The sequence below is a fragment of the Mycolicibacterium insubricum genome, assembly GCF_010731615.1.
Lineage (GTDB): Bacteria > Actinomycetota > Actinomycetes > Mycobacteriales > Mycobacteriaceae > Mycobacterium > Mycobacterium insubricum.
On the sequence record NZ_AP022618.1, the window covers coordinates 3,007,594 to 3,028,169 of the forward strand.

At 68.6% G+C, this 20,576-nt stretch carries 19 protein-coding genes and 1 tRNA gene; 5 read left to right on the plus strand and 15 right to left on the minus strand.

Annotated features, from left to right (window positions below; genetic code table 11):
- Nucleotide 1: 1 nt before the first annotated feature.
- The 9 genes from G6N16_RS14260 to G6N16_RS14300 all read right to left on the minus strand — a co-directional run bounded on the left by G6N16_RS14260 (nucleotide 2) and on the right by G6N16_RS14300 (nucleotide 10,088).
- Nucleotides 2–1,264 (minus strand): MlaD family protein, encoded by a 1,263-nt coding sequence (locus tag G6N16_RS14260; protein ID WP_322790457.1) that lies wholly within the window; start codon nucleotides 1,262–1,264, stop codon nucleotides 2–4.
- Nucleotides 1,261–2,364, minus strand: a complete 1,104-nt coding sequence (locus G6N16_RS14265; RefSeq protein WP_083029039.1) for an MlaD family protein — start codon at nucleotides 2,362–2,364, stop codon at nucleotides 1,261–1,263. Before G6N16_RS14265 ends, G6N16_RS14260 begins: the two co-directional genes overlap by 4 nt.
- On the minus strand, nucleotides 2,364–3,497 hold the full coding sequence (locus tag G6N16_RS14270) for an MCE family protein (protein WP_083029040.1): 1,134 nt from the start codon (nucleotides 3,495–3,497) through the stop codon (nucleotides 2,364–2,366). The genes G6N16_RS14265 and G6N16_RS14270 overlap by 1 nt, the downstream gene beginning before the upstream one ends.
- The gene (locus G6N16_RS14275) at nucleotides 3,494–4,534 is read right to left on the minus strand and encodes an MCE family protein (RefSeq protein WP_083029041.1); all 1,041 of its coding nucleotides are present in this window, start codon (nucleotides 4,532–4,534) and stop codon (nucleotides 3,494–3,496) included. The genes G6N16_RS14270 and G6N16_RS14275 overlap by 4 nt, the downstream gene beginning before the upstream one ends.
- Nucleotides 4,535–4,539: 5 nt before the next feature.
- Nucleotides 4,540–5,589, minus strand: coding sequence for an MlaD family protein (locus G6N16_RS14280; RefSeq protein WP_083029042.1), 1,050 nt, complete (start codon nucleotides 5,587–5,589; stop codon nucleotides 4,540–4,542).
- Entirely contained in the window at nucleotides 5,586–7,073 is a 1,488-nt protein-coding gene (locus G6N16_RS14285) for an MlaD family protein (protein ID WP_083029043.1), read from the minus strand. The genes G6N16_RS14280 and G6N16_RS14285 overlap by 4 nt, the downstream gene beginning before the upstream one ends.
- Nucleotides 7,073–7,864 (minus strand): ABC transporter permease, encoded by a 792-nt coding sequence (locus tag G6N16_RS14290; RefSeq protein ID WP_234805701.1) that lies wholly within the window; start codon nucleotides 7,862–7,864, stop codon nucleotides 7,073–7,075. The genes G6N16_RS14285 and G6N16_RS14290 overlap by 1 nt, the downstream gene beginning before the upstream one ends.
- A gap of 66 nt (nucleotides 7,865–7,930) precedes the next feature.
- Nucleotides 7,931–8,788, minus strand: a complete 858-nt coding sequence (locus G6N16_RS14295) for an MlaE family ABC transporter permease (protein ID WP_083029084.1) — start codon at nucleotides 8,786–8,788, stop codon at nucleotides 7,931–7,933.
- 268 nt (nucleotides 8,789–9,056) lie between these two features.
- On the minus strand, nucleotides 9,057–10,088 hold the full coding sequence (locus tag G6N16_RS14300) for a fused (3R)-hydroxyacyl-ACP dehydratase subunits HadA/HadB (protein WP_083029045.1): 1,032 nt from the start codon (nucleotides 10,086–10,088) through the stop codon (nucleotides 9,057–9,059).
- Between the two features lie 195 nt (nucleotides 10,089–10,283).
- On the opposite strand from G6N16_RS14300, the gene G6N16_RS14305 reads away from it, so the two are divergent.
- Entirely contained in the window at nucleotides 10,284–10,685 is a 402-nt protein-coding gene (locus G6N16_RS14305) for a heme-binding protein (RefSeq protein WP_083029046.1), read from the plus strand.
- 30 nt (nucleotides 10,686–10,715) lie between these two features.
- Here G6N16_RS14305 and G6N16_RS14310 read toward each other — a convergent pair whose 3' ends face one another.
- A complete protein-coding gene (locus tag G6N16_RS14310; RefSeq protein ID WP_197913107.1) occupies nucleotides 10,716–11,801 on the minus strand; it encodes an SDR family oxidoreductase in 1,086 nt (361 codons plus the stop codon).
- 268 nt (nucleotides 11,802–12,069) lie between these two features.
- Between G6N16_RS14310 and G6N16_RS14315 the strand changes: the two genes are divergently transcribed.
- The 4 genes from G6N16_RS14315 (at nucleotide 12,070) to G6N16_RS14330 (ending at nucleotide 15,945) form a co-directional block, all read left to right on the plus strand.
- Nucleotides 12,070–13,296: an NAD(P)/FAD-dependent oxidoreductase gene (locus G6N16_RS14315; RefSeq protein ID WP_083029047.1), complete on the plus strand. Its 1,227-nt coding sequence runs from the start codon at nucleotides 12,070–12,072 to the stop codon at nucleotides 13,294–13,296.
- 111 nt (nucleotides 13,297–13,407) lie between these two features.
- Nucleotides 13,408–15,189, plus strand: coding sequence for an N-acyl-D-amino-acid deacylase family protein (locus tag G6N16_RS14320; RefSeq protein WP_083029048.1), 1,782 nt, complete (start codon nucleotides 13,408–13,410; stop codon nucleotides 15,187–15,189).
- Nucleotide 15,190: 1 nt separating this feature from the next.
- On the plus strand, nucleotides 15,191–15,772 hold the full coding sequence (locus tag G6N16_RS14325; RefSeq protein WP_083029049.1) for a TetR/AcrR family transcriptional regulator: 582 nt from the start codon (nucleotides 15,191–15,193) through the stop codon (nucleotides 15,770–15,772).
- A 99-nt stretch (nucleotides 15,773–15,871) separates the two neighbouring features.
- A tRNA-Pro gene (locus tag G6N16_RS14330) sits at nucleotides 15,872–15,945 on the plus strand.
- 99 nt (nucleotides 15,946–16,044) lie between these two features.
- Here the strand turns inward: G6N16_RS14330 and G6N16_RS14335 are convergent.
- The 5 genes from G6N16_RS14335 to scpB are packed head-to-tail and all read right to left on the minus strand — an operon-like array spanning nucleotide 16,045 to nucleotide 20,574.
- Nucleotides 16,045–16,827, minus strand: a complete 783-nt coding sequence (locus tag G6N16_RS14335; protein WP_083029050.1) for a sulfite exporter TauE/SafE family protein — start codon at nucleotides 16,825–16,827, stop codon at nucleotides 16,045–16,047.
- 24 nt (nucleotides 16,828–16,851) lie between these two features.
- Nucleotides 16,852–18,288 carry a ribosome biogenesis GTPase Der gene (gene der / locus G6N16_RS14340; RefSeq protein WP_083029051.1) on the minus strand — a complete coding sequence of 479 codons (1,437 nt, stop codon included), beginning with the start codon at nucleotides 18,286–18,288 and terminating at the stop codon, nucleotides 16,852–16,854.
- Nucleotides 18,285–18,977 (minus strand): (d)CMP kinase, encoded by a 693-nt coding sequence (gene cmk, locus G6N16_RS14345; RefSeq protein WP_083029052.1) that lies wholly within the window; start codon nucleotides 18,975–18,977, stop codon nucleotides 18,285–18,287. Before cmk ends, der begins: the two co-directional genes overlap by 4 nt.
- The gene (locus tag G6N16_RS14350) at nucleotides 18,974–19,720 is read right to left on the minus strand and encodes a pseudouridine synthase (RefSeq protein WP_083029053.1); all 747 of its coding nucleotides are present in this window, start codon (nucleotides 19,718–19,720) and stop codon (nucleotides 18,974–18,976) included. Before G6N16_RS14350 ends, cmk begins: the two co-directional genes overlap by 4 nt.
- Nucleotides 19,717–20,574 carry an SMC-Scp complex subunit ScpB gene (scpB, locus tag G6N16_RS14355; RefSeq protein WP_083029054.1) on the minus strand — a complete coding sequence of 286 codons (858 nt, stop codon included), beginning with the start codon at nucleotides 20,572–20,574 and terminating at the stop codon, nucleotides 19,717–19,719. The genes G6N16_RS14350 and scpB overlap by 4 nt, the downstream gene beginning before the upstream one ends.
- Nucleotides 20,575–20,576 lie beyond the last annotated feature (2 nt).

Here is a 20,576-nt window from a genome sequence, read left to right on the forward strand (position 1 = left end):
ATCAGTTGGGCATCGGCACCGGCATGACCGGGCCGCCGTAGGGGGTCGGAATGGTGTAGGGCGGGATGTCGGGCGACTTGTCGGTCACCGCCAGCGGGTCCTGGCCGGGCGGCGGGCCGGCGGTGTCGTCGCCGGGCGGGCGCGGCGCGTTGCGCGCACCGCGGACCAGCAGCGCCGGATCGTCGTCGAGGCAGTAGGTGTTGCGGAACGGCTCGGGGAAATTCGCCTCGGTGGGCGCCTTGCGCGGCAGGTTGTAGTCGCACCGATAGCGCGGATAGATGTCGCCGATGCCCCAGATGGCGCCATCGCGCACGATCGAGGACACCCGGTCGATGACGGAGTCACGGTCGGGCCGCCACAGATGCTCCAGCGCCGGCAGCCGCTGGTACACCAGCTGCGAGACGGTGGTCAGATTGCCCAGCAGCGCCACCACGTTCTGCCGGTTGTCGGCGATGAGGTTGTCGACGGTCGCCAGTTGCGAGTTCCCGTTCTCCACCAGGGTGCGGAAACCGCCGTCCATCCTGCCGACGCCGCTGAGGACCTGGTCGACGTTGACCGCGGTGCGCTTGAGGCCCGGCCCGACGTCGGCCACCGTGCCGAACACCACCTTCGTGTTGCGGATCATGCTGACCGTCTCGGGCAGTACCGAATCCACTGTGCTGGCAAGCAGACTCGCGCCGTCGAAAACGGCGGCGAGTTTGCGCGGCCCGTCCTTGGTGACCCGCAGTTCGGCGAACATCGTCTGCAGCCGGTCCGGGTCGAGCTGGGCCAGCGCACCGCGGCTGTTGTCGATGATCTGCGGCAGCGTCACCGGCATGGTGACCTGCTCGGCACTGATGACCGCGCCGTCGCCCAGGAACGGACCGTCGGCGTGCTCGGGCCGGAAATCCAGGTACTGCTCGCCGGCGGCGGACAGTCCGGACACCCGCACCGGGCTGTCTGTCGGGATGTGCGCGGTCGAGTCGATGGAGATCACCGCCTCGACCCCGGTGTCCCCGAGGTTGACGGCCTCCACCCGGCCCACCGGGATACCGCGGACAGTGACGTCCTGGCGGGCCAGCAGGCCACCGGATTCGGGCATCAGGACACGCACCGAGATGCGGCTGTGCAGCGGGTTGAACCGCAGCCCGCCGACCGCGATGTAGGCCAGGGCGATCACCGCGGTGAGCACCAGACCGACGTAGGACAGCAGCACCTTGCGACTGGCGACCGCCTTGACCAGCCGGATCACCTGCGCCAGCACCGCGTTGACGAAATTCATCATGGCCGGTCCGGTCCGTAGATGCGGCCCAGCAGCATGTTCCACTCGTAGCGCAGGCCGCCGATCATCAGGTGCCAATCGGTGCCGTCGGGACCGTGGAACCCGGGGTCGCCGGGGTAGTTCTTGTCCGGCAGCACGCCGAGTGCGATCTGCGGGATGTTGGCCAGCACGCTGAACGCCGTGGAATTCGTTGCCTTGATCAGGATGCCCAGCAGTCGGTTGAACGCCGTCAGGGACAGGTTGGGGTCCACCGAGATGTCGTTGAACACCGCCGAGAGCCGGTTCAGATCGGCGACCAGGCTGCGGGTGTCGGTGCGCCGCATGGACGGGAACTTCGACAGCGCGTCGGTGCTCCGCGCCACGGTGTCGGCGAGGTCGGCGATTTTGCCGGTGTTGTCGGCGATCACCGCCAGCGCCGGGGCCCCCGCGTCCAGCGCGTGGTCCAGCGACGTGCGCCGCGCGGCCATGTCGACGGCCAGTTTCGACGTACTGCGCAGGGCGCCGTCCAGTTGCGTCGAGCGCGCCGTGGTCTTGGCCAGGAAGGCGTTGGTCTCCGAGATCAGGTCGGCGACCTTGGTGCCGCGGCCGCCCACGGCCCGTCCGGCGCCGTTGATGTCGGTGGTCAGGGCGCGGATGGTGCCGCCGTTGACCAGCATCGCCATCGAGTTCAGCAGTTCCTCGACGGTGGGCGCCGCCGCGGTCGCGGTCTTCGGGATCGTGTCGCCGTCTCGCAGCAGTGGACCCTCACCGTTACCGGGAGGCCGGATCTGGACGAAGACGTCACCGAGCGGGGTGGCGGCGCGCAGTTCCGCGGTGCTGGCCGCGGGCAGCGGCACATCCGAGCGGATGCGCATCTGCACCGCCGCGGTGAAGTCCTCGGCGTCGATCGATTCCACCTCGCCGATGTCGGCGCCGTAGAGGCGCACCTTGGCCTTCGCCGGCAGGTTCAGCGCGTTGGAGAACATCGCGGTGAGCCGGTACGTCGGGCCGCCGGCGCCGGGCGAGGGCAACGGCACCGCGTCCAGTCCGGTCGCGCAGCCGCTCAGTAGTACCACCGCACCGACCGCGGCGGCGGTCTTGATCATCCGCAACGGCCGCACCATCACCGTCCTCCCGGTACGGTCGGCCCGATGCCGTTGGCCATCAGGTCCAGCACCCCGGTCAACCCGAAGTCCGGTCCGTAGTCGGCCATCGTCCCGGTTGCGCACCCCAGCTGTTTGAGGCCCATCAGGTTGCAGATCTCCTTGGAGAACTGGCTGGCGAACACGATCTTGTCGGTGAGCAGGTGCACCCGCAGGGTGCCCGCGCCGGGGTCGATCATGTCGTAGACGTTGTCCACGGTCAGCGGCACGACGTCGATCACCTCGGCCAATCCGCGCTGGTTGTCGCTGAGTGAGGTGGTGATGGTGTTGGCGCTGGTGAACGTCCCACGCAGCTCGTCGCGGTGCCGGGTGAGCAGGCCGTTGACCTGACTGAGGATCTGGTTGAGCTTCGCGCCGGTGCTGCCGGTTCCGAGGTTCTGTTCGGCCAGCAGGTCGCTGATCTGGCGCACGTTGGAGCCGAAGCGGCGGATCTGGGCGTCGTTGGTGGCGGCGGCCTGGCTCAGATCGGCCACGCCGCGCACGATCTCCTGGATGTTCTTGCTGGTGCGGTCGCCACCGTCGGGTCCGACCCGCAGCGCATCGGAGAGCTTGTCCAGGGTGGACTTGATCTTCTCGCCGTTGCCGGAGCTGATCTGCGAACCCAGGTTGACCAGGTCCCCCAGCGGCCCGCTGCCGCGGTCATCCCCGCGCAGCGCGCTGCCCAGCTTGTTCATCATGGACAGCGTCTTGTCGAACTCGACCGGGGTGCGGGTGTGGCCGATCGGCACCAGGTCGCCGTCGAGCAACCGCGGCCCGTCCGTGTAGGGCGGGGTCAGCTCGATGTGACGGTCGGTCAGCAGCGACGCGGACACCGTGACCGCGGTGACGTCCGCCGGGATGGGGATGTCGCGGTCGAGTTTCATGGTGACCTCCACGTGGTCACCCCTGGATTCGATGCTCGAGACGCTGCCCACCTGCATGCCCAGCACCGACACCGCGTTGCCGGAGTACAGCCCGACGGCATCCTTGAAATGCGCATGCACGGTGATCTGCCGGTGTAGGTAACGGGGTACCAGCACGACCAGGGCCGCCGCGACGGCGATCACCGTCGTCACCGCCGCGGCGGTGACGAGTTGCTTTGTCCGCCGGCTCATTTGCAGTCCTTGAAGTATTCGACGAGATTGAACTGCCGGGCGCGACCGCTGATCGCGCACATCCAGGAGTCGACCAGGATCCCGGCGGGCAGGTTCAGGTCGACCGAGTTGCCGTTGCCGGTGGCGTTGGTCAGGTTGCGGATGGTAATCGGCGCGGTCTGCAGCAGGTCGCGCAGCAGCGAATCGTGGTCGGCGATCATGGTGGCGAATTCGCTCATGTTCTTCAGCAGCGCATCCAGTTCCGGTTCGTCGGCCAGGATCGTCTGCGCGCGGTCGACCAGCAGCGAGATCCCGGCGAACAGTCGGCGCACCGAGTCCTGGCGAGAGGTGGCCTCGCCGAGGATCTGGTTGCCTTGCAGCACCAGCGCCCCCAGGTCGGCCTGCTGACCGTGCAGCACCGACACCACGGTGTTGACGTTGGTGAGCAGGGTGCCGAGTTGGTCGCGGCGGGACTGGACCAGCCCGGCCAGCGAGTCGAGGTTCTCCAGCGACTTCGGCAGCGCGTCCGGCAGTCCCTGCATGGAGCCGCTGAGCACCCGGACGGACTCGGCGATCCGGTCGGCATCGACGGGGCCGAGCGTGTCGGTGGCCCCGGCCAGCGTGTTCTGCAGGTCGTACGGAACCTGGGTGTGCGTCAATTCGATGGTGTCGCCGGCGATCTCACCGGCGCCGGCCGGGGAGAGTTCCAGGTAGCGGGCGCCGAGGATGGTGGTGAGTTTGATCGCGGCGCGGGTGTCGACGCCGAGTGTGAGGTTCTTGTCGACGCTGAACCGGACGATGACGTGATCACCGGCGAGCTTGACGCCGGTGACCTCGCCGACCTGGATACCGGCGACGGTGACCTTGTTGCCGGACGCGATCTGGGCGGCCTGCGCGAAATGCGCACTGTATGCCCGTTTTCCGATGTCCAGGGCGCTGGTCAACACCACGGCGGCGACCAGCACCCCGATGATGGCCAGTCCGATGGCACCCAGCCACACCTTGTTGTAGCTCTCCAGCGGGGTTCGGCGTTTGGTGGACGCACGCTTGGTGAACATCCCGGCTACCTGCACTTCGCCGTGTGCCAGACTTCGTTGCCGTTGCCGGGTGTGGCGGCGATGACGAAGGCGCGGAACCAGTGGAACAGACCGCGCCACAGGGCGAGGTCGAGGTCGCAGGCGTACAGGTTGATGTAGGTGCCGTCCTGGGTGGTGCGGGCCAGGCCCTTGAGCACCAGCGGCAGGTTGGCGGCCATGAACGCGAAGCGTGCCCGGCCGTCGGTCAGCCCGTGCTGCAGGAATCCCGGCTCCCGGCGGACGAACTGCTGCAGATCCGGGGTGATGGCGTCGACGATCTCCGAAAGCCGGGTGACGTTGCGGGTGATCGAGCCGACCGAGGTGACCAGGCCCTCGCGGCGGGCGGCGAGTTCGGAGAGCACCGACTGCGACTGGTGCAGCATGGTCTGCAGGTTGGCGCTCTGCTCGGCCAGGCTGACCATCAGGGTGTCCAGGTCGCCGATCATCTGGCCGAGCACCTCGTCGGGGCCGGCCAGCGTCCGCGAGAGTTCGGCCGCCTGCGTGGTGAGAGTCAGCACCGATCCCTGGTCCCCCTGGAACGCCGCGATGATGGCGTTGGTCAGGTTGTCCACCTGCTGCGGGTCGAGTTCGCTGAACAGCGGTTCGAAACCGTTGAGCATGTAGGAGATGTCGAACGACGGGTTGGTGTGGGATTCGGGGATCTCGGCTCCCGGCGCGAGCTTCTCGCGTTCGCCTTCGCCCTGCGACAGCCCGAGATAACGCTGCCCGATGATGTTCTGGTAGGTCACCGAGGCCAGCGTGTTGGTGTAGAGCGTCTGGTTGCTGCGGACCCGGAAACTGACCCGTGCGCGGTCCACCCCGCGCAGTTCGATCGAGTCGACCCGGCCGACGCGGACCCCGGCGACCCGCACGTCGTCGCCCTCCACCAGCCCGGAGACGTCGGTGAAGATCGCCGAGTAGGCGGTGGTGGGCCCGGCGACGTCGCGGCGCAGCGTGGCGAACACCAGCCAGGTCACCGCCACCGAGAAGACGACGAACAGGACCAGCGGGATCCGGGCCCGGCGCACCCATTTCATCGTGGGCCTCCCGCGACCGGGGTGATCTCGACGTGGGTGCCGCGGGTCAGCGGACCCAGCAGCAAGGTGGTGGTGGAGGTGGCCGGGCCGCCGACGATCCGGCTGAGCTGATCGGATTCATAGCGGCTGCCGACCGGGCCGACGGTGCCACCGTAGGTGACCGCCGACTGCGGCCGCACATCCGCGGGATACGGCCCGGGCGCGGGAGCCTGGGCGGGCTGGGCCGGGGCCGGGTCGGGAGCCGGTGCGGGTTCTGCGGCCGGGGCCGGGTCGGCCGCCGGTGGATTCACCGAGTACCGCGGCGGCGCCAGATTGGGCCGGTTCTCGGTCACCCACGGCGGGAGCTGCATGCCCTTGGAGGCCAGGCCGGGGCGCAGATCCGGTGCGACGGGCATCTCCGGCGCGGTGGCGCAACTGGGCCCGGCCATCGCGCCGTAGCGCGGGCAGTCGGCCCGCACGTAGGTGCGAGTCGGGTTGATCGCGACGATCGCCTTGATGGTGATCATGTACGTCTCCGGGTTCCACGCCTCGTCGTACAGCTTGTTGGCGAAGGTCTGCAGTTTGGTGCTGACCGTGCCGAAGGTGCCGGAGTTGTCGGTGATGATGCCGATCGCCGGGGTCAGGCCGGTGCTGATCTCGATCATCTGGTCGCTGCGGTTGGTCAGTGCGTCGCCGACCGTGCCGGCGGTGCCGAGGCCGCCGGTGAGGAATTCGGTGAGCTGCGAACGCTTCTCGGCGAACGTGCGCATGGGCTGCACGGAACTGTCCAGGGCGTCGAAGAGATCCGGGGACGCGGTACGCAGGCTTTCGGTGGCGGCCTTGATCGCCGACAGCGTGCTGGGTCCCGACGCATCGGGTGCCATGACCGAATTCAGTTCCCGGATAACCGAATTGAGGTCACGCCCCGCATCGGTCAGCTTCTGTCCGCGACCGTGGGTGGCCTCGGCCAGCGCGGCGATGACGCCGATGTTGTTGGGGTCCGGGGCCCGGCCGACCGAGGCCAGCAGCTGGCGAAGCTTTGCCAGGACGTTCTGGAACAGCACGGTCGGCAGGGTCTGGTCCTCCTCGATGACGTCACCGCTGTGCAGGGGCCGCTGTCCCCCGGCGTTTTCCACCAGTTGGACGGCCGAGACGGCGAAGATGTTGGCGGGTACCACCCGGGCGGTCACGTTGTTGGGGATCCGTGCGGCGTAGTCGGGCTGCAGATCCACGCGTACCACGTTGGGCTGACCGTTGCGTGACGGCGTCACCCCCGACACCATTCCGACGATGACGCCGCGGAACTTGGTGTCCGACCGTTCCGGCAGACCGTCGCCGATGTTGACCAGTTTGATCTCCACGCGCACCAGATCGTCGAGTTTGCCCTGGGATTTGGCGACCATCGTCGCGGCCACGACCACGGCCACCATGGTGAAGCAGACACCGATGATGGACAGGCTTCGGTTGCTGGAGCCGCGCGGATTGCTGTCAAAGGAGTTCGACATCAGCCACCGAACCTCGCGCCGCTGATGACTCCCCACAGCGCCATGGTCAGCAGCATGTTGACGATCATCACCACGGTCACGCTGGCCCGCATGGCCCGGCCCGCGGCCACCCCGACCCCCGCCGGGCCGCCGCTGGCGAAGTAGCCGTAGTAGCACTGCAGCGTCGACGAGATGAACACGAAGACGACGGCCTTGATGGTGGCGAAGGCGATGTCGCGGGTCTCCAGGAACATCCCGAAGTAGTGCAAGTAGGAGCCTGCCGACTGGCCGGCGAACACGCTGATGATCTGGCTCGACAGGTACGACAGTGCCAGTGCCACCAGGAACAGCGGGACGACGGCGATGACCGAGGCGAGCACCCGGCTGGATACCAGATAGGCGACGGACCGGATGCCGAGGGTGTCCAGCGCGTCGATCTCCTCGTTGATCCGCATCGCGCCGAGCTGGGCGGTGAATCGGCACCCGGCCTGCGCGATGAACGCCATGGCGATCATCACCGGTGCGAGTTCCCGGGTGGTGGCAAACGACGAGACCATGCCGGTCGCCGGTCCCAGCCCGAGCAGGTTCAGCGCGTTGTAGCCCTCGATGGCGACCAGTGCGCCGGCGGTGACACCGAGGACGGCGGCCACGTTGAGGGTGCCGCCGCCGACGACGATCGATCCGTTGCCCCAGGTGATGTCCGACAGCAGCCGCGACATCTCCCGGCGGTACTTGACCCACATGACCGGCATCGCCGCCAGCACGTGCCAGAAGAACTGCACGATGTGCCCGACGCGGGCGGCACTGCGCATCAGCGCATCGCCGGTGTCCGCCAGGGCCCGGACCGGCAGCGGACTGTGCGTTGTCGGGGTGGCCATCTACAGCACCTGCTGGGGGAAGAGGACCACGTAGAGCTTGCTCATCACGACGTTGACGATCATCATCAGCAGCACCGCCTCGACGACCGCGGCGTTGACCGAGTTGGCGACGCCCGCCGGCCCGCCGCGGGTGGCAAGTCCCTTGTGGCAGCTGATCACCGCCACCAGCACCGCGAAGACGATCGCCTTGACCATCGCCAGCGTGAGATCACCCACGGTGGAGAACGACGAGAACGTGGCGATGAACGAGCCCGGGGTCCCGTTTTGGATGTAGACGTTGAACAGGTAGCTCGCCACATAGCCGACGAAGCTGGTGACTCCGGTGAGCAGCATGCCGATCAGCACCAGGGCGGCGAGCCGGGGGACGACGAGGCGTTCGATGGACGAGACCCCCATCACCTCCATCGCCTGGATCTCCTCGCGCATGGTGCGGGAGCCCAGATCGGCGCAGACCGCCGAGCCGACGGCGGTGGCCAGCAGCAGCGACGCCACCAGGGGTGCGCCCTGCCGGATCACCACCATGCCGGTCGCCGCACCCGCCAGCGAGGAGGCACCCACCTGCCCGGCCAGCAGGGCGAACTGGATCGACAGCGTGACACTGATCGGGATGGTGACCAGAATCGTTGGGGTGAAGGCGGTTCCGGACATGAACGCCATCTGGTCGAGGAATTCCTTGACGTTGAACCGGCCGCGGAAAATGCCGACGAAAAGGTACTGAATGGCACGCAGGCCCAGCACGATCTGACCGCCCACGGTCTCCAGCGAAGCGATCGGGTGGTTGTGCAGGTAGCCGCGGACCCAGCCCTGGACTTCGCCGGCCGGTGTTGGCCCGGCCGCGACACCGGTGTCGTCGATCACCGCCGCGCCCGTCCGCACGGACACGCACCCGCCGCCGCGCCGGCGCCCACCGACGGCTCCTCCAGAAGCCTCGGCGGTACCTCCATCGCCAGGCGGGCAGGTTTGCTCACGACTGGCACGCTAGTGCGAGGAATCACCGCGCGGGCCGCGAATCACAAAAGCAGAGCGCCATAAGTGCAGTGATGCAACTGCGGCACCGACCGAGGGGTCGGGCCGGCTCGGCTCGTCGGACCAGCGCCGCGCCGAACCAGTGCTCGTGCTCGGGCTGTTACGAGAAGCGGACGTTCATCGTCGCCATGCCGAAGATCTTCTTGTCGACGGACTTGGCGCCGATGATGACGACGCCACTTCGGGTGTCGGGGTCCAACGACTTGATGCGGCCGGTGTATTCGATGTCCCCGCGTCCGTCGGCCGGAACAATGGCCGGCGCCGACAGCCGCACCGTGTACTTGGTGACCGCGCCCGGGTCTCCCGTCCACGACGAGACATACCCGGCGCCCAGGCCGAGGGTGAGCATGCCGTGTGCGATGACGTCCGGGAGCCCGGCCAGCTTGGCGATGCTCTCGTCCCAGTGGATCGGGTTCACGTCGCCGGCCACACCGGCGTAGTTGACCAGGTCGCCCCGGGTCAGCCCGGTGTGGTGCACCGGCAGCTGGTCACCGACGGCGAGCTCGTCGAAACTCAGCGACCCCGGAACGCGGGTCGCACCGGCGGTGGCGATGCGTTGCGGCCCGTCCGGGCGGACCGTCTTGACGTAGTCGGCGGAGGCGGCCTCGAACGAGTCGAAGTCGACGTCGTGCATCATCACCTTCTTGACGGCGTCGTTGATGCCCGGGTCGACATCCTCGGCCGTGACGCCGACGACGGTGGTGTGCATGGTGTGCACGTTCTCGCCGTGCTGGTCGACGAAGGTGTTGGTGATGGTGATCATGTCGCGGCCGGCGACGCGGCGCACGGCGGACAGTTCGACGTCGGTCTGCAGGATGTCACCGACGACGATCGGGCGGTGCTGCTCGAAGACCTCCTCGGTCTGCACGTAGGTCTCGTACCCGACGACAACCCCTTCGAGCAGCTTGCGGTTGGCGGCCATCGCGGGGATCGCGGTGAACGTCAACGGCGCCACCAGTCCGGAATAGCCCAGCGCCGCTGCGGCGTCGTCGTCCCAGTGCGCGGGGTGGTAGTCCTGCACCGCCCGGGCGTACTCGAGGACCTTGGTGCGGTCCACCGAGTAGAGGTGATCGGCCTTGTAGTAGTGGCCGACCCGCTCCATGAGAGCGTGGGGTTCCGGTGCCGTTGTCATCGATTCTCCGCCTGTCGTTTGACGTGATCGTAGACGCCGCGGTGGCCGGTACCGTGCACCGGCCGATGCGATACCGCCGTGTGCGCCACGTCACCGCCCGGCGGGTTTGCCCGACCGGGGCAACGGGAACCCCCTCTGCCACGGGGCGAATCCGACCAGCGGGTCGCCCGCCCATGACGGCAAGGACGGAGACTCATGACGAACTTCTCTGGCAGCGCTGTGCGCAAAAATCTGACCCGGACCGCGTTCGGGACGCTGATCGCAGGTGCGGCGTTGGCGCTGGTGCCGGTGGCACATGCGGCACCCGCCGCCGGTTGCAGCGCGAGCGAGATCTCGGGCACCGTCGGGTCCGTCACGACGGCCGCGCAGGTGTACCTCGACGGCCACCCCGGGGCGAATCAGGCGGTCAGCGCCGCAATGAATCAGCCGCGGCCCGAGGCGGAGACGAACCTGCGCAACTACTTCACCGCGAACCCGGCGGAGTACCACGACCTGCGGGGCATCCTGTCACCGCTGGGTGACGTGCAGCGCAAATGCAACGTCAGCGTGCTGCCGGGTGAGTTGGCCTCGGCGTACAACACCTTCATGGCGGGCTGAGCGCCCGCACCCGGATCGACGGGGTGCGGGTCAGCGGCCGCCGGGGCGTTTGCCCACCACGCCGTCGTCGATCATCTGCTGGAAGTGTTCGGTGACGGTTTCGGACGTCGGCCGGTAGGTCAGTCCCAACTCGTCGCGGCTGCGGCTGTTGTCGAACTCCAGCGGGTAGCCGATGTTGAGGTCGACGTACTTGCGGGTGAGCCCGGCCAACGGGGCGATCGCCTTGATCACCGCCTTGGGCGCGGTCGTCCACGGGAACGGGTAGAGCGGACCGAACTTGGCGCGCAACGTCTTTCCGATTTCCAGCAGGGTCATCGAGCCGGCGTTGACGATGTAGCGGCCGTGCGCCTCGGGGGTGTATCCGGCCCGCAGGTGGGCCTCGGCGACGTCGCGCACGTCCACCACGCCGACGGTCAGCGCCGGCGCCCCGGCCAGCAGGGTGCCGTCGGTGAACTGCTTCATGGTGGACAGGCTGGCCGACTCACTGGCGGTGGTCAGCGACGGGCCCAGCACCAGCCCGGGATGGATGGTGACCAGATCCCAGCGGTCCTGTTCCTGCTGATAGCGCCAGGCCTCGCGTTCGGCGACGGTCTTCGAGTACGGGTACGGCTGATGGTCCACGCTGCTGGTGGTGTTCCAGTGATCGTCGGTGAAGACGCGGCCGGGGACGTCGAGGAGCTCCCGGGCGTCGCCGTAGATCGCGACGACGCTGCTGGTCAGTACCACGCGCCGGACGCTGTCGGCGCGGTTGACCGAGTCGAGCACGTTGCGGGTGCCCTCCAGCGCCGGCCGGACCAATTCCTCCTGAGGGTCGGTCACGCCGGAGAGCAGGAAGGGCGATGCGGTGTGCATGACCAGCTGGGCGCCGGCCATCGCCTCGTCGAAGCTGCCGTCGTCCAGCAGGTCCGCCCGGAACAGCCGCAGCCGGCCGGGATGACGGTCGGACAGGGCGTGCAGGTGTTCCAGGCCGGTAGGCTTGTCCGGGTTGCGCACGGTGGCGTGCACGGTGTGCCCGGCCTCCAGCAGAAGCCGGACGATCCAGCTGCCGATGTAGCCGCTGGCTCCGGTGACGACGACGGGGCTGTCCGGGTCGATGACGGTGCCGGAGTCGGTCATGGGGTGGTCCTCTCCCTCGGGTACGCACAGCGCCGGGGTAGGGCAGCCACCCGGGCGCGCGATTACCGCAATTAAAGCAAGCGGTGGTGATGGCGGCCGCCGGGCGGCGGATCGCAGGCAAGGCTGCGGCCTCCGCCATCTCGTTTAGCGGGCCGCCACCTCGGGTATCCCAGCACCGTCGCCCGTGGTTGACCATTGCGTTGGCCAGGGCCATCCTCGGTAGGGGGCCGAGGATTCACCTGAGGACGCACCGACGGGAGCAGAAATCATGGCCGGAAAAACCACCTTCATCATCGTCGGAGCGGGATTGGCCGGCGCCAAGGGCGCAGAAGCTCTGCGCGACAACGGTTTCGACGGCCGCATTCTGCTGCTGGGCAGCGAAGAACAACTGCCCTACGAGCGGCCGCCGCTGTCCAAGGGTTTTCTGGCCGGAAAGACGACGCTGGGCGAGTTCACCGTTCACGACGCCGCGTGGTTCCGCGATCACGACGTCGATGTCCTGCCGGGCGCCGAGGTCACCGGCGTGGACCGGCACAAGCAGGCGATCACGCTGGCCGACGGTACGGCGTTCTCCTACGACAAGTTGCTGCTGGCAACGGGGTCACGGTCCCGACGTCCCGATCTGCCCGGCGCCCAGGCCGACGGGGTGCACTACCTGCGCACCGTCGGCGAGTCCGAGGCGCTCCGCGCGGCGCTGACCGAGGGAGCGCGATTGGGCATTGTCGGCGGCGGCTGGATCGGACTGGAGGTCGCCGCGGTCGCCCGCGAGCGCGGGGTGGCGGTGACCGTGGTGGAGAGCGCCAGGCTGCCCCTGCTGGGCGCACTGGGACCGCAGATCGCGGCGGTATTCGCCGATCTGCACCGGGCCCACGGTGTGGACCTGCGCACCGATACCGGCGTCACCGAGATCACCACCCGTGACGGCCGGGCCACCGGACTGCTCCTCGACGACGGCACCACGGTGGACACCGACGCCGTGCTGGTCGCCGTCGGAGCGACGCCCAACATCGAACTCGCCGACCATGCCGGGCTGGAACTGGCCGAGGGCGGGGTGCTCGTCAATGCGTCGCTGTGTACCGACGATCCGCACATCTACGCCGCCGGGGACATCGCGGCGGCGTGGCACCCGTTGTTGGAGACCAGGATCCGCACCGAGCACTGGGCCAACGCGCTCAAACAGCCGGCCGTCGCGGCGGCCGGGATGCTGGGCCGCGATGCCGTGTACGACGATCTGCCGTACTTCTTCACCGATCAGTACGACCTGGGCATGGAGTACGTCGGGCACTCGGCCGGCTATCAGCGGGTGGTGACGCGCGGTGACACGGCGGGCCGCGAGTTCACCGCGTTCTGGCTCGACGGCGCCGACCGGGTGCTGGCCGGGATGAACGTCAACATCTGGGACGGGCTCGACGACATCAAGGCGTTGATTCGCGCCATGCGCCCCGTAGATCCGGACGAACTCGCCGACGACCACCGCCCTCTGGCCGATCTGTGATCACGGGCGCGCAAGCCAGCCGAGGAATTCGTACCGTGATTCGGCGTGGGGATAGTTCCGGCCGCCCAAGAAAAGATTGTAACCACTCACTTTCTAAGTTACCGTGGCCCCATGCCCTATGACGTCATCGTTCGCAACGGCCTGTGGTTCGACGGCACCGGCGCGGCCCCACAGCTCCGCACTCTGGGGATTCGCGACGGGATCGTCGCGGCCGTGTCGGTCGAACCGCTCGATGAGGCCGGCTGTCCCGACGTCATCGACGCCGGCGGCAAGTGGATCGTTCCCGGCTTCATCGACGTACACACGCACTACGACGCCGAAGTCCTGCTCGACCCCGGCCTCCGCGAATCGGTGCGCCACGGCGTCACCACCGTGCTGCTGGGAATGTGCTCGCTGTCGACGGTCTACGCCGACACAGAGGACGCCGCCGACCTGTTCAGCCGGGTGGAGGCCGTCCCGCGCAACTTCGTGCTCGACGCTCTCGAACAGCGCAAGACGTGGTCAGGTCCGGCCGACTACGTGCAGGCACTCGATGATCTGCCACTGGGTCCCAATATCGCCTCCATGCTGGGCCACTCCGACCTACGCGCATCGGTCCTCGGGCTCGACCGTGCCACCACCCGCGGGGTCACACCGACCGAGGCCGAACTGGAGACCATGGTCTCCCGGCTCGACGAAGCGCTGGAGGCCGGAATGCTCGGCATGTCCGGGATGGACGCGGCGATCGACAAGCTCGACGGCGACCGGTTCCGGTCTCGGGCCCTGCCCTCGACGTTCGCCACCTGGCGGGAACGCCGGAGGCTCATCGCCGTACTCCGCCGGCGAGGCCGGATGCTGCAGAGCGCCCCCAACGTCGCCAGGGCACAGGAGGCTCTCAACTTCTTCCTGGAGAGCAGCGGCATGTTCGGCCACCGGCGAGGGGTGCGGATGAGCCTGCTGGTTTCCGCCGACGCGAAGTCATCGCCGGCCGCAGTGCGTCTGCTGGGGCCCGGCACCCGATTCCTCAACCGGATCCTCAACGCCAACGTGCGGTTCCAGCATCTCCCCGTCCCGTTCGAACTGTATTCCGACGGAATCGACCTACCGGTGTTCGAGGAGTTCGGCGCCGGAACCGCCGCGCTGCATCTCAAGGACCAGATAGAGCGCAACACGCTGCTGGCCGATCCCGACTACCGACGCCGGTTCCGTAAGTCCTTCGATCGCCGCAAGCTCGGCCCGACCCTGTGGCACCGCGATTTCCACGACGCCACAATCGTGGAATGCCCGGATACGGCGCTGATCGGCAAGACCTTCGGGCAGATCGCCGACGAGCGCGACATCCACCCGCTCGACGCGTTCCTCGACGTGCTGGTCGACAACGGCGAGCGGAACGTCCGCTGGACCACCATCGTCGCCAACGCCCGGCCCAAACAGCTCGACAAGCTGGCCAAGGAGCCGTCCGTTCACATGGGCTTCTCGGACGCCGGTGCGCACCTGCGCAATATGGCCTTCTACAACTATCCGCTGCGGCTGCTCAAGAGAGTTCGTGACGCGCAGCTGGCCGGCCGTCCGTTCCTGTCGACGGCCGCGGCCGTGCACCGGCTGACCGCCGAGGTGGCCGACTGGTTCGGCGTTCCGGCCGGAACGCTGCGCCACGGCGATCGCGCGGACTTCGTGGTGATCGACCCCGCGGGGCTCAACGAGGAACTCGACGCCTACCACGAGGACCCGGTGCCGTTCTACGGTGGCCTGAGCCGGATGGTGAACCGCAACGACGACGCCGTCGTGGCGACCGCTGTCGGCGGCACCGTGGTGTTTCGCGCCGGGCGATTCCGCGACGGCTACGGCGCGACGATGAAATCCGGTCGGTATCTGCGGGCGGGCAGCACCAAGCGCGACCACGCGCCGGTCTGAGATGACCAGAACGCAGCAGCAACGGCGCGCGGAAACCGTGGCGCGGCTGATCGACGCCGGCATCGACACCATCATCGAGCTGGGTTACGCGCGCGCATCCGCCGCCGTGATCGCCAAGCGCGCCGGTGTCTCGGGCGGAGCTCTGTTCCGGCACTTCCCCACCATGAGTGACTTCATGGCGGCGACCGCACAGGAAGTGGCACGCCGCCAGCTCGACCTGGCCGCCAAGCTGGTGGCACAGATTCCGGCGGGCCAGCCGCCGCTGCCGGCGATGCTGACCATCCTGCGCGACATCGCGGGCAGCGACACCAACACGGTGTGGCATGAGCTGATGGTGGCCGCGCGCACCGACGACACACTGCGAGCCACCCTTCGGACCGTCCTCGCCGCGTACGCGGAGAACATCTTCCGCACCGCAAGAACCGCACCCGGTCTCGAGCGGGTTCCCGACGAGGAGTTGGCCGTGGCCCTGACCACCGTGCTGAACATCTTCGACGGCGCCGCCCTGGTGCGACGGGTGCTGCCGCAACCCGAACTCGAAGACGCCCGCATCGCCCTGCTGACGGATCTGCTCGGCCGCTGATACCGGCCTGCCGTGGCCAACCCCAGCACCGGTTTCGGAGTTCCACCGACCGCTGATGTATGGTTCTTGGCGTCCACCGGTTGGATTCCGGTGGGCCCGCGGGCTGTGGCGCAGCTTGGTAGCGCACTTGACTGGGGGTCAAGTGGTCGCAGGTTCAAATCCTGTCAGCCCGACAAATTTCCCGCCGACAGAGTCGGCGGGTTTTTTGTCGGTCCTGGGATGCAGGGAGCCGCGAGGAACGAACCGGACGGGCCGACGGATTCCCGCCGGCCCTACACCGTCAGCAGCCGGTACAGCCCGATCAGGCCCACCACCACGATGACGATGCGCAGGGCGTTCGGCGACAGCCGTCGTCCGTAGTGACCGCCCAGCCAGCCACCGATCAGGGACCCGACGGCGATCAGCGCGGCGGCGGTCCAGTTGATCCGGTCGAAGGCGACCAGCGTGTAGGCCGCTGCGGCGACGATGTTCACCAGCAGCGCCAGCAGGTTCTTGGCGGCGTTCATCCGCTGCATGTCCTCGGGCAGCAGCGCGCCCATCACCCCGATCAGCAGGATGCCCTGCGCGGCGGTGAAGTAGCCCCCGTAGACCCCGACGGCGAAGGTGCCCGCCACCAGGGCCGCCATCTGGCGCGGACTGACGTGGTCGGCGCCGTGCCCGGCCTGCTCGGCCCGCCGCCTGGCCCAGGCCTGGATCCGCGGACCGACGACCACCAGCACCAGCGCCAGCACCAGCAGCACCGGCACCACCTCGGTGAACACCTTCTCCGGCAGGTGCAGCAGCAGCCAGGCACCGATCCCGGCGCCGATCAGCGACGCGGGGATCTGCCACCGCAGCCGGTCGGCCTGCCCGGACAGTTCCCGCCGGTAGGCCCAGGTCCCCGAGACTCCCCCGGCTACCAGGCCGACGGCATTGGACATGGTGGCCGTCACCGGCGGTACGCCGAGGGTGACCAGGGTCGGGAAGGTGATCAGCGTGCCGGAGCCGACCAGGGAGTTGATCGCGCCGGCACCGATGCCCGCCAGCGCGATCAGGATCATGTGGGTCACCGACACGGCGGCAACCCTACTCGGGAACGCTCAGCGTCTCCTGTTACCGCTGTTGCCGCGCTTCTCCCGGACCCGCACGTTGATCCGGATCGGGCTGCCCTCGAACCCGAACGTCTCGCGCAACCGCCGCTCCAGGAAGCGCCGATAGCCGGCCTCCAGGAAGCCGCTGGTGAACAGCACGAAGGTGGGCGGCCGGGTGGCGGCCTGGGTGGCGAACAGAATCCGCGGTTGTTTCCCGCCGCGCACCGGCGGTGGCGTGGCGGCCACCACTTCCTTGAGGAAGGTGTTGAGCTGCCCGGTGGAGACCCGGGAGTCCCAGGATTGAAGTGACCGGTCCAGGGCGGGCACCAGCTTGGCCACCGCCCGACCGGTTTTCGCCGAGATGTTGACCCGCGGCGCCCAGGCGACCTGCGTCAGCTCGCGGTCGATCTCCTTGTCCAGCAGGTAGCGCCGGTCCTCGTCGACCATGTCCCACTTGTTGAACACCAGCACCAGCGCCCGGCCCGCCTCGATGACCATCGAGATCACCCGCAGATCCTGCTCGGTCAGCGGCTGGGAGGCGTCGACGAGCACCAGGCACACCTCGGCGGCGTCGATCGCTCCGCGGGTGCGCACCGACGCGTAGAACTCGTGTCCGCTGGCCTGTCCGACCTTGCGCCGCAACCCCGCGGTGTCGACGAAACGCCAAGTGCGCCCGCCCAACTCGATCAGCGAGTCTACCGGGTCGACGGTGGTGCCGGCGACGTCGTGCACCACCGAGCGTTCCTCGTCGGCCAGCCGGTTGAGCAGCGAACTCTTGCCCACGTTCGGTTTCCCGACCAGGGCGACGCGCCGGGGCCCGCCGGTGCGCGATCCCAGCTCGGACACCTCGGGCAGGTCGGCGACAACCGCGTCGAGCAGGTCGGCGACGCCGCGGCCGTGAATGGCGCTGATCGGGTGCGGCTCCCCCAGGCCCAGCGACCACAGCGCGGCGGCCTCGGGCTCCTGGCGTTCACCGTCGACCTTGTTGGCGGCCAGGAAGACCGGCTTGCCGGATCGGCGCAGGATCTTGGCGGCGGCCTCGTCCCCGGCGGTGGCGCCGACGACGGCGTCGACGACGAGAATGATCGCGTCGGCGGTGCGCATCGCCACCGCGGCCTGGTCGGCGACCAGCTGTTGCAGCCCCTTGGCGTCGGGCTCCCAACCGCCGGTGTCCTGCACGACGAATCGGTGCCCGGTCCAGCTCGCGTCGTAGGACACCCGGTCGCGGGTCACCCCGGGCAGATCCTGCACGACGGCTTCCCGGCGCCCCAGGATCCGGTTGACCAGTGTGGACTTGCCGACGTTGGGCCGCCCCACCACTGCCACCACCGGAGGCGGCCCGGAGAACGCCTCGTCGTCGGCGTCGATGAACTCCGAACCGACACTGTCCCAGTCGCTTTCATCCGACCAGGTCCCGTCACCGGGAAATTCTTCGACGTCGGTCATCGCAGCACCTCGCTCCGCTCGGCCACCAGCTCGACGAGCCGGGAGATCACCTGCTCCTGCGTCATATCGCCGCTGTCCACGATGACCGCGTCCTCGGCCGGACGCAACGGGGATACCGCGCGGGTGGAATCCAGTTCGTCACGACGGGTGACATCGGCCAGCACGCCGGGATAGTCGTCGGGCAGACCGGCGGCGACGTTCTGGTCGTTGCGCCGCTGCGCCCGTACGGCCGCCGAGGCCGTCAGGAAGATCTTCACGTCGGCGTCGGTCAGCACCACCGTGCCGATGTCGCGGCCCTCGACCACCACACTGCCCGCACCGGCGGCCAATTCACGCTGCCGGGCCACCAGCCGGGTCCGCACCGCGGGCACGGCCGAGACCGCCGACACCGCCGCGGTCACCGCGTCGCCGCGGATCTCGACCGATACGTCTTCGTCACCCAGGTAGGCGTGGGTGTCGTCGGGGTCGAAGCTCACGGTGATCGGGGCGTCCACCGCGGCGATCGCCGCCGGGTCGTCGATGTCGACGCCCGCACGCAGCACCGCGAGCGTCACGATCCGGTACATCGCCCCGGTGTCCAGGTAGCGGGCCCCCAGGGCATGCGCCAAACCTCGTGCGACGGTGGACTTTCCGGTTCCCGCCGGGCCGTCGATGGCGACAACCACACCGCGTTCGGCCCCGCCGGTCACAGGCCCACCGCCTTGGACAGTTCGCCGATCTCCTTGCGGGTCAGCGCGCGAATGCTCCCCGGTCGCTGATCTCCGAGCGACACCGCACCGATGTCGGTGCGCACCAGCGCCTCGACGGGCAGCCCGACCGAGTCCATCAACCGACGCACGATGCGTTTGCGGCCCTCGTGCAAGGTGATTCGCACCATAGCCCGTCCCGGCAGCGTGTCGACGAGCGCGAAGTCGTCCAGCTTGACCGGGCCGTCCTCGAGTTCCACGCCCTCGCGCAGCTGCTTGCCCAGTCCGCGGGGCACCTTGCCGACCACGGTGGCCACGTAGGTCTTGGGCACCTCATAGGACGGATGCATCAGCCGGTTGGCCAGTTCGCCGTCGTTGGTCAACAGGATCAGGCCCTCGGTGTCGGCGTCGAGACGACCGACGTGGAACAGGTTCTTGTTGCCGCGCACGCGGTGTTCGATCAGGTCGCCGATGCACGGGCGGCCCTGCTCGTCGGACATGGTCGACACCATGCCCAGCGGCTTGTTGAGCGCGAGGTAGACGTGGTCGTCGTCGAGGCGCACCCGGGTCCCGTCGACCCGGATCACCGAGGTCTCGGGATCGACCCGGGTGCCGAGTTCGGTGACGATGCGGCCGTCGACCTCGACGCGGCCGTCGGTGATCATCCGCTCGGCCACGCGGCGGGACGCAATCCCGGCCTGCGACAACACTTTCTGCAGGCGTATGCCCTCGTTGCTCTCGGTCATGTTTCCTGATCCAGTTCGAAGTTGGGCAGTGGCCCGGCATCAGCCTCCGCGGGCCCCGGGGAGTTCAGCTTCATGAAACGCGGCTCGGACTCCAGGTTCTCGCTCAGATCGTCGATCACGTCGACGTCGGGCAGCAGGGGTGCGATGTCGGGCAGCTCGGCCAGCGAGGTCAACCCGAGCCGTTCCAGGAACAGTTCGGTGGTGGTGAACGTCGCCGCGCCACTGTCGGGGTCCGGTCCGGCCTCAACGATCAGCCCGCGGGCGGCCAGCGTGCGGATCACCGCGTCCACGTTGACGCCGCGGACCGCGCTGACCCGGGCGCGGGTGACCGGCTGGCGATAGGCGATCACCGCCAGGGTCTCCAGCGCCGCGCGGGTCAGCTTGGAGCGGGCCCCGTCGAGCAGCAACCGCTCGACATACGGGGCGAACCGGGCGCGGGTGTACATCCGCCACCCGCCACCGGCCTCGCGCAGGTCGATGCCGCTGTCACGTTCGGCGTAGCCGGCGGCCAGCTCCGCCAGCCGCGCGGAGATCCGGTGCTCGGGTGCCTCGGTGACCGCCGCCAGTCCGGCGACGCTGATCGGGGTGTCGACCACCAGCAGCAGCGCCTCCAGCACCCGGTCCAGTTCGTCGTCCTCAAGGGGCGAGGAACGAGCCCCGCAGAGATCCGACGTATCAACACCGTCCTCAAGCTCGGGCAGTGCGGAGTCCTCGTCGGCGCCCGGCAGGATGTCGTCGTGTTCGGGGAAATGCCTGTCGTCGAGCTCGGGGGAAGCGGTGTCGTCGAGGCCTGGCGTCTCGTCGTCCTCGGCCAGGGCGCCGGTCTCGACGACGGGGCCGGCGTTTTCGGTCATGC